The sequence below is a fragment of the Rugamonas rubra genome (assembly GCF_900114705.1).
GTDB classification, from domain to species: Bacteria; Pseudomonadota; Gammaproteobacteria; order Burkholderiales; family Burkholderiaceae_D; genus Rugamonas; species Rugamonas rubra.
Genome location: NZ_FOTW01000010.1, coordinates 176,648 through 191,308, shown reverse-complemented (window position 1 = coordinate 191,308; position 14,661 = coordinate 176,648). Strand labels below are relative to the sequence as shown.

The following is a 14,661-nucleotide window of genomic DNA, read 5'->3' as shown; positions in this document are numbered from 1 at the left end:
TTCGTCCCGCCGCCGCGCGCGGCGGGACGAAAAAAAGCCCGCCGGGCGAACCGGCGGGCTTTGTTACCGAGGCGTCAAGTGCTTAGAACTTGTACGAGCCGCTCAGGTAGAAGGTACGGCCCACGGCGCTGGCGTAGCGCGGGTCGTAGCCCAGCTGGTGCGAGCCGACGTTGCGCAGCGACAGGGGCGGATTGCGGTCGGTCACGTTGTTGATGCCGAGGTTCAGCTCCAGGTTCTTCATCATGCGGTACTGGGTCTGCCAGTCGAAGGTGGTGTAGCTAGGCACCTCGAGCTGGATGTCGACGGGGGTGCGGGCGGCGTCGTTGGTGCGCACGGCGTGGTTTTCCGCCAGGTGTTGCATGTCCTTGTAGCCGTTGCGGTAGTTGGCCTTCAGGTTGTGCGTGAACGCGCCCAGCTCGTAGCTGGCCGAGGCCTGCACCACGTTGCGGAAGGCCACCTTGGTGTCCTTGCCGAACGCGTTCATGTTGACGTCCCACTGGTCGTCGGTGCCCGGGATGGTGTGGCGCGAGCGCAGCAGGTAGGTGCCGGCCAGGCGGCCCGTCAGTTTTCCGTCGGCCAACTTTGTGCGGTACAGGAAGTCGTAGTCGATGCCGCGGTTTTCCGCCCGGCCGATGTTGATCGGCGCCAGGATGATGGCCAGCGCGTTGCGGCCGGTCGAGGCCTTGAACTTGGTGGTGTACAGGCTCAGGTACTTGGCCGCGTCGGCGGCGATCAGCGCCTCGTCGACGGCGTTGACGCCGTCACGGATTTCGACGTTCCATACGTCCAGCTTCGCGCTGAAGCTGGCGTTCGGTTCGAACACGGCGCCGAACGACCACTGCTTCGACTTCTCCGGCTTCAGCTCGGCGTTGCCGCCCTTGAACACCTCGAGCTGGTTGGGCACGCCGCTGCACAGCTTGGCCAGCGGGTTGCTCAGCAGGGCGCCCTTGAACGGGCACTCGTAACTGCCGCCGGTGACGCCGAAGTCGGCCTGTGGTTGGCCGATCTCCAGCATGGTGGCGGTGCGGAAGCCGGTGCCGTAGGCGGCGCGCAGCAGGACCGTCTTGGTTGGCTGGTAGCGCGCGCTGAGCTTGTAGGTGGTGGCCGATTGGTCGTTGCCGACCGAGCCGCCGTGCAGCTTGTCGGTCAGCTTGCTGACGCGGTCGCGCCGCAGCGAACCGGTCACCTCCATGTCCTTGATCACCGGCACTTGCAGCTCGGCGAAGGCGCCGGAGTTCGAGCGCTTGTAGTCGAACGAGGGCTGCGGATCGTCGAACAGGATTTCGGCGTGGCTGACTGCCGGGTTGCCGCTCTGCGCGTAGCTGGTGGTGCGGTAGTCGAGGCCGATGCCGAGCTGGGCCTTGCCGGCCGGCAGTTCGAACACCTCGCGCGAACCGTGCACGTCGAAGCCCTTCATTTTGATGTCGGTGTTGCTGTAGTTGCCAACGTACTGGGTGCTGCGCAGCTTGTCGATCATCGCCGCCGGCATCTCGCCCAGCGCGTAGGGGAAGGGGTCGACCGCGCCGCTGCTCAGGGCGTCGTTGAACTTGTCGGCCAGCGGGTAGCCGCCGGTGTAGTCGCTCGGCGACTTGTTGCTCGAATAGGTGAAGGCACCGTTGACGCTCCAGCCCAGCGCCTCGCCGTCGAGGCCGGCGACCACGGTGGTGGCCTTGCTGCCGAAGTCGTTGGCGCGGCCGCCCATGTCCTGCAGGCGGTACTTGACGGTGGTGTAGGTGACGTTCTCGCGCTGATATGGCGTCAGGTAGGGCGAGATGTACTTGGCAAACATCGGCGAGCTGGCGTCGAGCGAGAACTCGGCCGGGTAGGGCGCCATCACGGCGGTCACATGGCTTTCGCTGTAGGAGACGTTGCCGAAGGCGTTGAAGCCGCTGTTGCCCAGCTTGACCTGGCCGGAGGCGTAGAAATTGTCGCGCTTGATCTCGGGCGAGATCTCGACGGTGGCGGTGTAGTCGATGCTGCACTCGCCGTTGCTCTGCTCGACGTGGCCCGGCGGGCATTTGCCGGTGAGCTTGCGGTAGGGGTTGAAGCTGACCGTCTCCTCGCCCTCCTCGCCGTTCGTGAAGACGCGGTAGCCGACGTCGACGTTGGGCGGGATCGAGCGCACCGAGCCGTTGAAGAACTGCAGCGGCTTGCCGGTCTTGGGATCGTTGAAGTTGATGATGCCCGACTTGGCGAAGCTGCGCTGCGAGGCCTTCATGCGCTCCTGCTCCTGGTGGCCGGCCGCCAGGAAGACGCTGTAGCCGTCCGTCTCGAGGTCGCCGAAGCCCTTGCTGATGCTGACCGATTTGTCCTTGGCGCCGGGACTCTGCGGTTTGCTGTACTTGGCGTCGATCTGCAGCGGCGCCCCGCCTTTTTTCAGGATGAAGTTGACCACGCCGGCGATGGCGTCGGAGCCGTACAGCGCCGAGGCGCCGTCGGTCAGCACCTCGATGCGCTCGACCGCGCCGAGCGGGATGCCGTTGATGTCGATGGTGGTGCCGGCGTTGGCCGGCGCGATGCGGCGGCCGTTGACCAGCACCAGCGTGTACTGTTCGCCGACGTTGTGGATCGAGGCGGTGGTGATGCCGCCGCCGCCGCCGCCGACCGAGTCGGCCGCCACGGTGAAGCCCTGCATGACCGGCAGTTGCTGGATGAAGTCGGAGGCCGAGGTGATGCCGGCGCGCTGGATGTCTTTTTGACTGAAGGTCTGCACCGGCAGGGCCGCCTCGGCGGCGATGCGCTTGATGCTCGAGCCGGTGATCTCGACGCGCTGAATGGGCTCCGGCGCGCTTTGCGCGTAGGCGGTGTGCATGCCGATGGCGAGGCCGCCGGCACAAATCAGGCGCACCGAGCGCGACATAACTGTTTCAATCATCATACTGAATTTCTCCCAATTATTGCACTTGTTAAGTGTTTGATAAGTTTATGTGTACTGTAAACTTCTATTTTAAATATGAGTTACACGCTGATATCAAATCACCCCGACCCGGTTGGCGTCAACGTAAAATAGTGCTAGTTTACAAAGATGTGGTTTTTTGTAACCTTATTGGGCAATATTTCATTGCGATAATATCGACCGCGCGCTAGCATGGGGCGCGGATAATTCCCTTGCCAAGTTCGGGCTATTGTTGTTATAGTCAGTCCATCACCTATGGATCCGATCATGCACAGCTTCATTTTCTTTACCGGCTATTTTTACTTTAGCGATTCCAACCCCAAGGCGGTGGAGTAGCGGCCGGTTCACGTAGCAGCACAACGAGTTCCCAGCAAATTCCTAAAAAACCGCCAGCGATGGCGGTTTTTTTTTATCCCTACCAATTGTTCGACTTAGGAGAAACACCATGCCCCGTACCGACGACTTGCGTATCCGTGAAATGAAGGAACTGACGCCGCCATCGCATCTGATCCGCGAGTTCGCGTGCACGGAACAGGCCGGGCAGACCGCCGCCGGCGCCCGCGTCGCGCTGCACCGCATCCTGCACGGCCAGGACGACCGCCTGATGGTCGTCGTCGGCCCCTGCTCGATCCACGAGCCGAAGGCGGCGATGGAGTACGCCCGCCGCCTGGTCAAGTTGCGCACCGAACTGGCCGGCGAGCTCGAGATCGTGATGCGCGTCTACTTCGAGAAGCCGCGCACCACGGTGGGCTGGAAGGGCATGATCAACGACCCCTACATGGACAACAGCTTCCGCATCAACGACGGCCTGCGCATGGCGCGCGAGCTGCTGCGCGACATCAACGAGCTGGGTCTGCCGGCCGGCACCGAGTTCCTCGACGTGATCAGCCCGCAGTACATCGCCGACCTGATCAGCTGGGGCGCGATCGGCGCCCGTACCACCGAGTCGCAGGTGCACCGCGAGCTGGCCTCCGGGCTGTCCTGCCCGGTCGGCTTCAAGAACGGCACCGACGGCAACATCAAGATCGCCGTCGAGGCGATCAAGGCGGCCTCGCAGCCGCACCATTTCCTCTCGGTGACCAAGGGCGGCCACTCGGCCATCGTGTCGACCAACGGCAACGAGGACTGCCACATCATCCTGCGCGGCGGCAAGGCGCCGAACTACGACGCGGCCAGCGTCGACGAGGCCTGCAAGGCCATCGCCGCCCAGGGCCTGGCGGCGCGCCTGATGATCGACGCCTCGCACGCCAACAGCTCGAAGAAGCCGGAGAACCAGGTGCCGGTGTGCGCCGACATCGCCGCCCAGGTGGCCGGCGGCGACCAGCGCATCGTCGGCGTGATGGTCGAGTCGAACCTGGTGGCCGGCCGCCAGGACTTGGTGCCGGGCAAGGAGCTGGTCTACGGCCAGTCGGTCACCGACGGCTGCATCGACTGGGACAGCAGCGTGCAGGTGTTGCACGGCCTGGCCGCCGCCGTGCGCCAGCGCCGCCTGCGCGCCGAGGAGTAGGGGGCGGGCCGGCGGCGCCGGCCGCAGAACGAAAAAAAGCCCGCCGGTGCGAACCGGCGGGCTTTTTCACTGCGGCGTCAAGTGCTTAGAACTTGTACGAACCGCTCAGGTAGAAGGTGCGACCGACCGCGCTGGCGTAGCGTGGATCGTAGCCCAACTGGTGCGAGCCGGTGTTACGCAGCGACAGCGGCGGGGTGCGGTCGGCCAGGTTGTTGATGCCGGCGGTCAGCTCCAGGTTCTTCAGGACCTTGTACTGGGTCTGGAAGTCCAGCGTCGTGTAGCTCGGGATCTGCAGTTGCACGTCGACACAATCCTGCGCCGCGTCGTTGGTGTTGACGGCGCAGTTCTCGATGTCGTGGTGCTTGTCCTTGTAGCCGTTGCGGTAGTTGGCCGTCAGCGTGCTGGTGAAGGCGCCGATCTCGTAGGTGCCCGAGGCCTTCAGCACGTTGCGGAACGAGACCTTGTCGTTGCTGCCGTACTCGTTCAGGCTGGTTTCCCACTTGTCGCTGGTGCCCGGCGTCGTGTAGCGCGACTTGAGCATGTAGGTGCCGGCCAGACGGGCGGTCAGCTTGCCTTCGCCGACCTTGTTCCTGAACAGCAGATCGTAGTCGATACCCTGGTTCTCTTGGCGGCCGATGTTGATCGGCGCCAGGATGATGGCCAGCGACTTGATGCCGGTCGAGGCCTTGGTCTTGGTGGTGTACAGGCTCAGGTACTTGTTCGGATCGCTGGCGATCAGCGACTCGCTGACGCTGGTGACGGCGTCGCGGATCTCGACGTTCCAGTAGTCCAGCTTGGCGCTGAAGCTGTTGGTCGGTTCGAACACCATGCCGAACGAGTACTGCTTCGACTTCTCCGGCTTCAGGTCGGGGTTGCCGCCCTTGTACACCTCGAGCTGGCCGCGGGTGTCGCAGAACTGCGCCAGCGGATGGTTGGCCAGGCCGTTGGCGGTGCTCAGCGGGCAGTTGTAGGTGCCGCCGGTGACGCCGAAGTCGGCCTGCGGCTGACCGATTTCCTTCATGCTGGCGGCCTTGAAGCCGGTGCCGTAGGCGGCGCGCAGCACCAGCGACTTGATCGGCTGGTAGCGGGTGTGGATCTTGTAGGTGCTGGCCGACTGGTCGTTGCCGGTGTTGCCGCCCTTCAGGTTGTCGGTCAGCTTGCTGACGCGGTCATAGCGCAGCGAGCCGGTGACTTCCAGGCCCTTGATGACCGGCACCAGCACCTCGGTGAAGGCGCCGCTGTTGCTGCGCTTGTAGTCGAAGGCGGGTTGGTCGTCGTCGAACAGGATTTCCGAATGGCTGACGGCGGCGTTGCCTTTTTCCGAGTAGCTGCTGGAGCGGTAGTCGGCGCCGACGGCGATCTGCGATTTGCCGGCCGGCAAGGTGAACAGGTCGTGCGAGCCGTGCACGTCGAAGCCCTTCATCTTGATCTCGGTGTTGCTGAAGTTGCCGACGTACTGGGTGCCCTTCAGCGCGTCCTTCATCGCCGACGGCATCTCGCCCAGCGCGTAAGGGAAGGGGTCGACCGCGCCGCTCTCCAGCGCGGCGTTGAACTTGTCGGCCAGCGGGAAGCCGCCGACGTAGTTGGTCGGCGCCTTGTTTTCCGAGTAGGTGAAGGCGCCGTTGATGTCCCAGCCGAAGGCGTTGCCGTCGAGGCCGGCGACGATGTGGGTGGTCTTGCTCTGGTAGTCGTAGGCGCGGCCGCCCAGGTCCTGCAGGCGGTACTTGACGGTGGCCGAGGTCATGCCGGCCAGTTGTTCGGCCGTCAGGTAGGGCGCGACGTACTTGCCGAACAGCGGAGAGCTCTTGGCCAGCGAGAACTCGGCCGGGTAGGCGGCGATGTTGGCGTAGACGTGCGAGTTGTTGAGCGAGATGTCGGTGAAGGCCTTGAAGCCGCTGTTGCCCAGCTTGATGCTGCCGGAACCGTAGAAGCTGTCGCGCTGGATCTCCGGGGCGATCTCCACCGAGCTGGTGTAGTCGAAGGTGCACTGGCCGTCGCCCGTGTCGACGTGGCGGGCCGGGCACTTGCCGTTGATCTTCAGGTAGGGGTTGATGCTGACCGACGTGGCTTTCCCCACCGTCGGGTTGTAGCGGATCGTCACATTCGGCGGGATCGAGCGCGACGAGCCGTTGAAGAACTGCAGCGGCTTGCCGGTGACCGGGTCGTTGAAGTTGATGATGCCGGTCTTGGCGAAGTCGCGCTGGAAGCCCTTCAGGCGCTCGTTCTCCTGGTGGCTGGCGGCCAGGAAGACGGAGTAGCCGTCCTCGTCGATGTCGCCGAAGCCCTTGCTGATGCTGACCGTCCTGTCCTTGGCGCCGGGACTTTGCGGCTTGCTGTACTTGACGTCGATTTGCAGCGGAGCGGCGCCCTTTTTCAGGATGAAGTTGACCACGCCGGCGATGGCGTCGGCGCCGTACAGGGCCGAGGCGCCGTCGGTCAGCACCTCGATGCGCTCAACGGCCGACAGCGGAATGGAGTTGATGTCGATGGTGGTGCCGGAGGTGGCCGGCGCCATGCGGCGTCCGTTCAACAGCACCAGGGTGTACTGTTCGCCCACGTCGTGGATCGAGGCGGTGGTGATGCCGCCGCCGCCGCCGCCGACCGAATCGGCCGCCATGGTGAAACCCTGCATCACAGGCAATTGCTGGATGAAGTCGGTGACCGAGGTCACGCCGCTGCGCTGGATGTCCTTCTGGCTGAACGACTGCACCGGCAGGGACGCCTCGGCGGCAATACGTTTGATACTCGAACCGGTGATTTCGACGCGCTGGATCGTTTCCGGCGCCGACTGTGCCTGGGCGGCGTGCATGCCGAGGACCAGGCCGCCGGCGCAAATTAAGCGGACCGAGCGGGACAAGACTGTTTCAACCATCATTTTTTAAGCTCCCAATTTGACACAAGAATTGACAGGTGGCATTTATAGTTTTATGAGGGGCGCCGAAGCGGCTGCCCCTTGAAAAAAACACGGTGGTTTTCTCAAGGGCCCATCAAATCACTTTGAAACCGGGGGTGTCAATCAGCAAAATTTTCCGCATTGCACAGAAAGCCGTATTTTGCATGGTCGGGAAGGGGGCCAAAGGGGGGCGGAAAATCGCTCTAATTTGGTGCGTTGTGCTAAAGCTCAGGCTTTTTTACGGAAAAACTGCAGTTCCGACATGAAAAATGCTGGCCGGCCGGCCGCGCGGCGGCCATCTCGGTGCAGCACGCGACTTGCAAACCGGTGGTTTTTAATTGGTCCTTGGCGTGACTTTTTTGCGACAAAGTCGCCGATTTGTTGACTCATGGGCAAGGTTGACAAAATAACTGGCGCCCCCCTGCGGCCAAAAAAAACACCCCGCCGGCGGGCCGCCGGCGGGGTGTTGGATGTTGTCCGGCGGGCGCCTCAGGCGCGCCGCTTAGAAGCTATAGCTGCCGCGCAGGTAGAGGGCGCGGCCGACCGCGTCGGTGAAGCGCGGATCGTAGCCCTTCTGGAACAGCGTGCCCTGGTTGGAGAACGGCGGTTCCTTGTCGAGCAGGTTCTTGACGCCGGCCGTCAGCACCAGGCCCTTGACGCCGGCGTAGCTGCCCGACAGGTTCCACAGGCTGTAGGAGGAGACGTCCTGCTTGAACTTGTCGTCGTCGAGGCCCGTGTTCTGGTCGGTGTAGGACGATTTGTAGGACTGGGCCAGGGTGGCGCTCCAGTCGCCCAGGCGCCAGTTCAGCGCGGCGTTGTGCTTCCAGCGGAACACCGGACGGTCGTCGCCGTAGTTGCCGACGTTGTGCTTGAACTCGCCGTTGCGCTCGTTCTGGTAGTCGTACTTGTGGACGTAGGTGCCGTCCAGCGTGAAGGTGAAGCCGCCGTACTCCGAACGCGGCAGGCGCAGCGTCAGGCTCAGGTCGACGCCGTCGGTTTTGACTTCGCCCAGGTTCTCGTTGAGGTCCTTGATGGCGAAGGGCGTGCCGTCGGGGTTGCGCAGGAACAGGTCCTTGTACTTCTGAAAGTTGGCCGGGTCGTAGATGGTCGTCTCGGGCAGGGCGCCGATCTTGTCCTTCAGGTGGATGTTCCAGTAGTCGACTGTCAGCGTCACCTCTTTGATCGGCTCAAGCACCGTGCCGAAGGAGAATGTTTTCGATTTCTCCGGACTCAAGTTGGGATTGCCACCTTGTAGCTTGAACTGTTGCAGGTTGCAGTCCCGCAGTTCGCTGCCGAGCGGCAGAACGACCTTGCCGCCAGGGCAGAGGATGGGGTCGTTATACTCGTTGCTGGTGTCGTTCTTCGACGGCGGCGCGTTCTTTTCGAACAGTGTCGGCGCGCGGAAGCCGGTGCTGGCCGAGCCACGCAGGACCACTTCCTTGCTCGGCTGGTAGCGCACGCCCAGTTTCGGGTTGGTGGTGCTGCCGACGTCGCTATAGTCGTCGAAGCGGGCGGCGAAGCTGACCTCCAGGTCTTTGATCAGCGGCAGGTTGACCTCGCCGAACAATGCCTTGATGTTGCGCGAGCCGGACTTCGACAGCGAACCGGACAGGCCGGAGCTGGTCGCCTGGCCGGCGATCTCGCGGTTGACGTTGAAGTCGGCCTTCTGGTGGCGCAGCTCGGTGCCGAAGGCGACCGCCAGCTTGCCGCCCGGCAGGTCCATCAACTCGCGGCTGGCCTTCAGGTCGAAGCCGGTGGTGGTGTCCTTGGCGCTCTGCACCTGGCCGCGCAGCGCGGTCGAGTCCAGATAGGCCTTGCCGGCGCTGTCCTGCAGGCCGAAGGGGTTGAGGATGCCGTTGCGCACGCCGGCGGCGAAGGCGTCGTCCTTGACGTAGCCGCCGGTGAAGTCCTCCGACGACTTGCTGACCGAGTAGCTCAGGCCGGTCTTGTAGTCCCAGCCGGCCAGTTCGCCCTCGAGCGAGCCGACCAGGCGGTCGGCCTCGCCCTTGGAGTTGATGCGGCGCTGGCCGGCCTCGGTGGGGCGCCAGTTGACCGTCAGGTCGTTGCCGGACAGGCCGGTCTGGGCCGGCACGCCGCCCGAGTTGCCCGGGTAGTATTTGCTGGTCTTCGGCAAGATCAGGTCGGTCTGCGGCGGCGGCGCGGTGCGCGACATCACCTTGTTCTCGGCGTGTAGGAACTCGACCGAGCCGGTGTGGTTCTCGCCCAGCTTGAAGGTGCCCTTGCCGAAGAAGGCGGTGGTTTCCTGCTCAGGCAGATCGTCGATCAGGCGGGTGTAGTCCTGGCGGCAGGTGCTGTTCGTGGTCGACGGCACCGAGAACGGTGGGTTGCAGCCGCTGGCGAAGCCCGGATTGCCGACCTTCACCGGGATGATGGGCGGGGCATCCTTGGTCAGGCCGGGAATGCCCGGGTCGCGGTAGTTGCCGGGGAAGGTGGTGCCGCTGGTGAGGAACACGCCGTGCGCGGGGATCACGCCGGTCTTGGAGAACTCGCGCTGCTGCGAGGTCAGCACGGTCTGCTTGTGGTAGTCGGCCACGCCGAACAGGTTCCAGCCGTCCTTGTCGAGGTTGCCGATGCCGCTAGACAGGTTGACCCGCTTCTCGCCGCCGCCGTCCTTGCTCGGCCGCACCACCTCGCCGGTGATGGTGGTGGTGTTGAGCGAGCGCTTGGTGATGAAGTTGATCACGCCGCCGATGGCGTCGGTGCCGTAGATGGCCGAGGCGCCGTCGCGCAGCACCTCGACGCGGTCGAGCGCGGTGATGGGGATAATGTTCAGGTCGACGCTGGCGCCGTCGTAGGGGTGGTTGGCCAGGCGGCGGCCGTTGAGCAGCACCAGGGTCTTGTCGCCGCCCAGGCCGCGCAGGTCGGCCGAGGCTTGGCCGCCGGTGGGCAGACCGCTGGAGTTGCCGCCGACGGCGTTGCCGGCGCCCATGCTCGAGCCGTTCGAGGGGATGCGGTCGAGCACCTCGGCGGCGGTGGTCAGGCCCTGCTTGATGAACTCCTCGGCCTTGATCACCGACAACGGGTTGGCCGTCTCCGACACCAGCCGCTTGATCGACGAGCCGGTCACCTCGATGCGTTGCATCTTGCCCTCGGCGGCGTCCTGCGCCACGGCCGGCGCGGCCAGCAGGCCGAGGCTGGCGGCGGCCAGGCCGCCGGCGCAGATGGTGCGGATGGAACGGCTTAAGACTGTTTCTTTCATCATTGCCCAAACTCCCAAAAAGTAAAGTTGCGTGATTCTTCTTATAAGCTTTCCCAACGACACCCGATCAGCCGGCATGCGTGGTGTAAGACTGCGGTTGAAAGAAGTCGAACCTCTTTCAATGCACTGATGGAACCATCGCCGCGCCGTCGCTGTCAATTGCGTAAGCTTGCTATTTGTTTAAATACAACGGAGCACCGCGCCGCGCACGAAACCGTTGGTACATGGCAATGAACTCGGATAAGGTAGGGCGCGCGGCGCGGCCGGCGCGCCGCCGGACTTGGCGTACGCCATGAGGAAATTGTTAAGCGGGCCGGGTTTTTGCGTTATCGTTACGCCCTTTCGGCGGCGGCAACATAAGCGCCGCTAATAAAGAATGGGGATGGTTCATGTTTGCTTATATCGTGCGCCGGCTGTGGCAGATGCTGCCGACCATGCTGGGCGTGGTCTTGCTGGTGTTCATCTTGTTCAACTGGGTGGGCGGCGACCCGGCCTACATCCTGGCCGGCAAGATGGCCAACGCCGAAAGCATCGCCAACATCCGCCGCCAGCTCGGCGTCGACCAGCCCTACCACGTGCAGCTGTGGATCTTCGTGCAGCAGATCGCCACCTTCGATTTCGGCCAAAGCTGGGCCACCGGCGAGAGCGTGGCGCACATCATCGGCAGCCGGCTGGGGCCGTCGCTGACGGTGCTGCTGCCGCTCACCGTGCTCGAGACGGTGCTGGGCGTCGCGCTGGCGCTGGCCATCGCCTTCGTGCGCGGCTCGCTGACCGACCGCGCGGTGATGGTCGCCTGCACCGTCGGCATGTCGATCAGCATCCTGGTCTACATCATCGTGTTCCAGTACGGCCTGGCCTTCAAGCTGGGCCTGTTCCCGGTGCAGGGCTGGGGCGACGGCTTCTGGGAGAACCTGCTGCGCTACGCCAGCCTGCCGATCCTGATCGGCCTGGCCGTGTCGATCGCGCCGACCCTGCGGCTGTACCGCAGCTTCGTGCTCGACGAGGTCAACCAGGACTATGTGCGCACCGCGCGCGCCAAGGGTCTGGGCGAGGCCCGCGTGATGTGGTTGCACGTGCTGCGCAACGCCGCCATCCCCATCATCACCCATGTCATGGCCAATCTGCCGGCGCTGCTGATCGGCGCCTTTTTGCTCGAGCGCTTCTTCGGCATCCCCGGCATCGGGCGCGAGGTGATCCTGGCCGTCGAGCGCAGCGATTTTCCGGTCATCAAGGCCATCACCGTCTACGTGGCCGTCGCCACGATGCTGTTCAATTTGCTGACCGACCTGCTGTACCAGGCCGTCGATCCGCGGGTGCAACTGAAGTGATGGGAACGCGGACTATGGATTCGAGCAACACGCAACACTCTCCCGGCCTGTGGGCGCTGGCCTGGCGCCGCCTGCGCGCCGACCGCGTGGCGATGCCGGCGCTGGCCGTCGTCGCCGCCTTCCTGCTGATGCTGCTGCTGTCGGCCGGCGGCCTGCTCGTCGCCGACTGGGAGGACGAGGTGGCCGTCAGCTACGCCCCGCCGAGCTTCGTCGGCGCCGCGCCGGCCGAGTTGGCGGCCACCGCCGCCGCCGGCGCGCCGCGCCCGGCCAACGAGTTCGACCCCTTGGCCGAGGAGCTGCGCCAGCTGCGCGCCGGCGCCGGCGCCGCTGGCACCGCCGGCGCCGCCTTGGCGCTGCGGCAAACCTTGCCCTTAGGCGCGGACAAATGGGGCCACGACGTGGTCAAGAAAACCATCAAGGGCGGCGAGACCTCGATCGTCGTCGGCCTGGTGGCGGCGCTGCTGGCGGTCGGCCTGGGCACCTTGTTCGGCGCCTTCTCCGGCTATTACGGCGGCCTGGTCGATGATTTTTTCAACTGGTTCTACAGCGTCTTCACCGCCATCCCCTCGATCTTGATGATTTTGACGGTGGCCGCCGTGCTGCAGCAGAAGGGCGTGCTGACCATCGTGCTGATCCTCGGCCTGACCGGCTGGACCGGCCCCTATCGGCTGATCCGCGCCGAGTACATCAAGCACAAGGGGCGCGAGTACGTGATGGCGGCCGACGCCATCGGCGCCTCGCACTGGCGCCGCATGTTTTCGCACATCCTGCCCAATGTCAGCCACGTCGCGCTGGTGCAACTGTCGATCCTGGTGGTGGGCTTCATCAAGGCCGAGGTGATCCTCAGCTTCCTCGGCTTCGGCGTGCCGGTCGGCGTGGTGTCCTGGGGCAGCATGCTGAACGAGGCGCAGAACGAGCTGATCCTGGGCAAGTGGTGGCAGCTCAGCGCCGCCGCGCTGGCCATGGCCGTGCTGGTGACGGCTTTCTCGCTGTTGACCGACGCCCTGCGCGACGCCCTCGATCCGAAAGTGACATAGCATGGACCATTTGCTCGACGTGCGCGACTTGCGCGTACGGTTTCGAATCGACAAGCACAGCAGCGTCGAGGCCGTCAAAGGCGTCTCCTTCGTGGTGCCGCGCAACAGCACCGTGGCGCTGGTGGGCGAGTCGGGCAGCGGCAAGTCGGTCAGCTCGCTGGCGGTGATGGGCCTGCTGCCGGCCGGCCAGGCGCTGCTCGACCCGGCCAGCCAAATTCTGTTCGCCGGCCGGGACTTGCTGGCGCTGGCGCCCGCCGCGCGCCGCCGCGTCTGCGGCAAGGACATCGCCATGATCTTCCAGGAGCCGATGTCCTCGCTCAACCCGGTGTTCAGCGTCGGCTTCCAGATCGGCGAGGTGCTGCGCCTGCACATGGGCATGAACCGCGCCCAGGCGCGCCTGCGCACCTTGGCGCTGCTCGACGAGGTCGGCATTCCCGACCCGGCGCGCAAGATCGACGCCTATCCGAACCAGTTGTCCGGCGGCCAGCAGCAGCGCGTGATGATCGCCATGGCCATCGCCTGCGCGCCGCAGCTGCTGATCGCCGACGAGCCGACCACCGCGCTCGACGTGACGATCCAGAAACAGATCATCGACTTGCTGGCCCGGCTGCAACGGGAGCGGCAAATGTCGGTGCTATTTATTACCCACGACCTCGGCCTGGTGGGCGAGATCGCCGACAGCGTGGTCGTCATGCGCCACGGCGAGGTGCGCGAGGCCGGCCCGGTGCGGCAGATCTTCGACCGGCCGCAGGACGCCTACACCCGCGCGCTGCTGCACTGCCGCCCGCCGCTGGACGCGCGGCCGCGCCGCCTGCCGGTGATCGCCGACTATATGAATGGCGAGCTGGACGGCAAGCCGGGCGGGGCGGGCGGCGCGCCGGCGGCCGTACCGGCGGCGGCGCCCGACCGCGTGCGCGGCTACTTGCCCGGCGACGACAAGGTGCTGGTGGTGGAAAACCTGAGCAAGAGCTTCTTCGTGCGCGAGGGCTGGTTCGGCCAGCGCGAGTTCCAGGCCGTCAAGAACGTCTCCTTCACGCTGGCGCGCGGCAAGACGCTGGGCGTGGTCGGCGAATCCGGCTGCGGCAAGACCACGGTCGGCCTGACGCTGCTGCGGCTGCACCAGGCCAGCGGCGGCAGCGCCATGTTCGAGGGCAAGGACCTGCTGGCCATGCCGGCGCGCGAGTACCAGGCCTACAAGCGGCGCATCCAGATCATTTTCCAGAACCCCTACGCCTCCTTGAATCCGCGCTTCACGGTGGGGCAGATCCTGCTCGAGCCGATGCGCATCCACCGCATCGGCGCCGACGACCGCGAACGCGCCGCCAGCGCCCACCGCCTGCTCGACCGGGTCGGCTTGCCGGCGGCCGCCTTCCACCGCTATCCGCACGAGTTCTCCGGCGGCCAGCGGCAGCGCATCGCCATCGCCCGCTGCCTGACCATGCAACCGGAGATATTGGTGTGCGACGAGTCGGTGTCTGCGCTGGACGTGTCGGTGCAGGCCCAGGTGCTGAACCTGTTGCAGGACTTGCAGGACGAGTTCGGCCTGTCCTACATCTTCATTTCGCACGACCTGGCGGTGGTGCGCTACATCGCCGACCAGGTGATGGTGATGCACCAGGGCGAGGTGGTGGAACTGGCCAATTCCGACGAGCTCTACCGCAACCCCAGCCACCCCTACACGCGGGCCTTGCTGTCGGCCATTCCGCGCGGCGTGGCGGCGGCGAGGTGAGTGTCGCGCGGCGCTGGCGGCGGGCCGTTCCGGCCGTCGCCATGCGGTTTT

General features: G+C 64.9%; 8 protein-coding genes. 4 read left to right on the top strand and 4 right to left on the bottom strand.

Annotated features, from left to right (window positions below):
* Nucleotides 1–82: 82 nt before the first annotated feature.
* Nucleotides 83–2,878, bottom strand: a complete 2,796-nt coding sequence (locus BM252_RS11500; protein WP_093387586.1) for a TonB-dependent receptor domain-containing protein — start codon at nucleotides 2,876–2,878, stop codon at nucleotides 83–85.
* Nucleotides 2,879–3,341: 463 nt separating this feature from the next.
* Here BM252_RS11500 and aroG point away from each other — a divergent pair, with 463 nt between their 5' ends.
* Entirely contained in the window at nucleotides 3,342–4,403 is a 1,062-nt protein-coding gene (aroG, locus tag BM252_RS11495) for a 3-deoxy-7-phosphoheptulonate synthase AroG (RefSeq protein ID WP_093387584.1), read from the top strand.
* 85 nt (nucleotides 4,404–4,488) lie between these two features.
* Here aroG and BM252_RS11490 read toward each other — a convergent pair whose 3' ends face one another.
* The 3 genes from BM252_RS11490 to BM252_RS11485 form a co-directional block, all read right to left on the bottom strand.
* The gene (locus tag BM252_RS11490) at nucleotides 4,489–7,278 is read right to left on the bottom strand and encodes a TonB-dependent receptor domain-containing protein (RefSeq protein ID WP_093387583.1); all 2,790 of its coding nucleotides are present in this window, start codon (nucleotides 7,276–7,278) and stop codon (nucleotides 4,489–4,491) included.
* A gap of 246 nt (nucleotides 7,279–7,524) precedes the next feature.
* Nucleotides 7,525–7,686 (bottom strand): hypothetical protein, encoded by a 162-nt coding sequence (locus BM252_RS30985; RefSeq protein ID WP_174900500.1) that lies wholly within the window; start codon nucleotides 7,684–7,686, stop codon nucleotides 7,525–7,527.
* A 112-nt stretch (nucleotides 7,687–7,798) separates the two neighbouring features.
* On the bottom strand, nucleotides 7,799–10,519 hold the full coding sequence (locus BM252_RS11485; RefSeq protein ID WP_093387581.1) for a TonB-dependent receptor: 2,721 nt from the start codon (nucleotides 10,517–10,519) through the stop codon (nucleotides 7,799–7,801).
* 386 nt (nucleotides 10,520–10,905) lie between these two features.
* Here BM252_RS11485 and BM252_RS11480 point away from each other — a divergent pair, with 386 nt between their 5' ends.
* The 3 genes from BM252_RS11480 to BM252_RS11470 are packed head-to-tail and all read left to right on the top strand — an operon-like array spanning nucleotide 10,906 to nucleotide 14,610.
* Complete coding sequence (locus tag BM252_RS11480; RefSeq protein ID WP_093387580.1) at nucleotides 10,906–11,844, top strand: ABC transporter permease; 939 nt, start codon at nucleotides 10,906–10,908, stop codon at nucleotides 11,842–11,844.
* A 14-nt stretch (nucleotides 11,845–11,858) separates the two neighbouring features.
* Nucleotides 11,859–12,881 carry an ABC transporter permease gene (locus tag BM252_RS11475; RefSeq protein WP_093387578.1) on the top strand — a complete coding sequence of 341 codons (1,023 nt, stop codon included), beginning with the start codon at nucleotides 11,859–11,861 and terminating at the stop codon, nucleotides 12,879–12,881.
* Between the two features lies 1 nt (nucleotide 12,882).
* Nucleotides 12,883–14,610, top strand: a complete 1,728-nt coding sequence (locus tag BM252_RS11470; protein WP_093387577.1) for an ABC transporter ATP-binding protein — start codon at nucleotides 12,883–12,885, stop codon at nucleotides 14,608–14,610.
* Nucleotides 14,611–14,661: the final 51 nt, after the last annotated feature.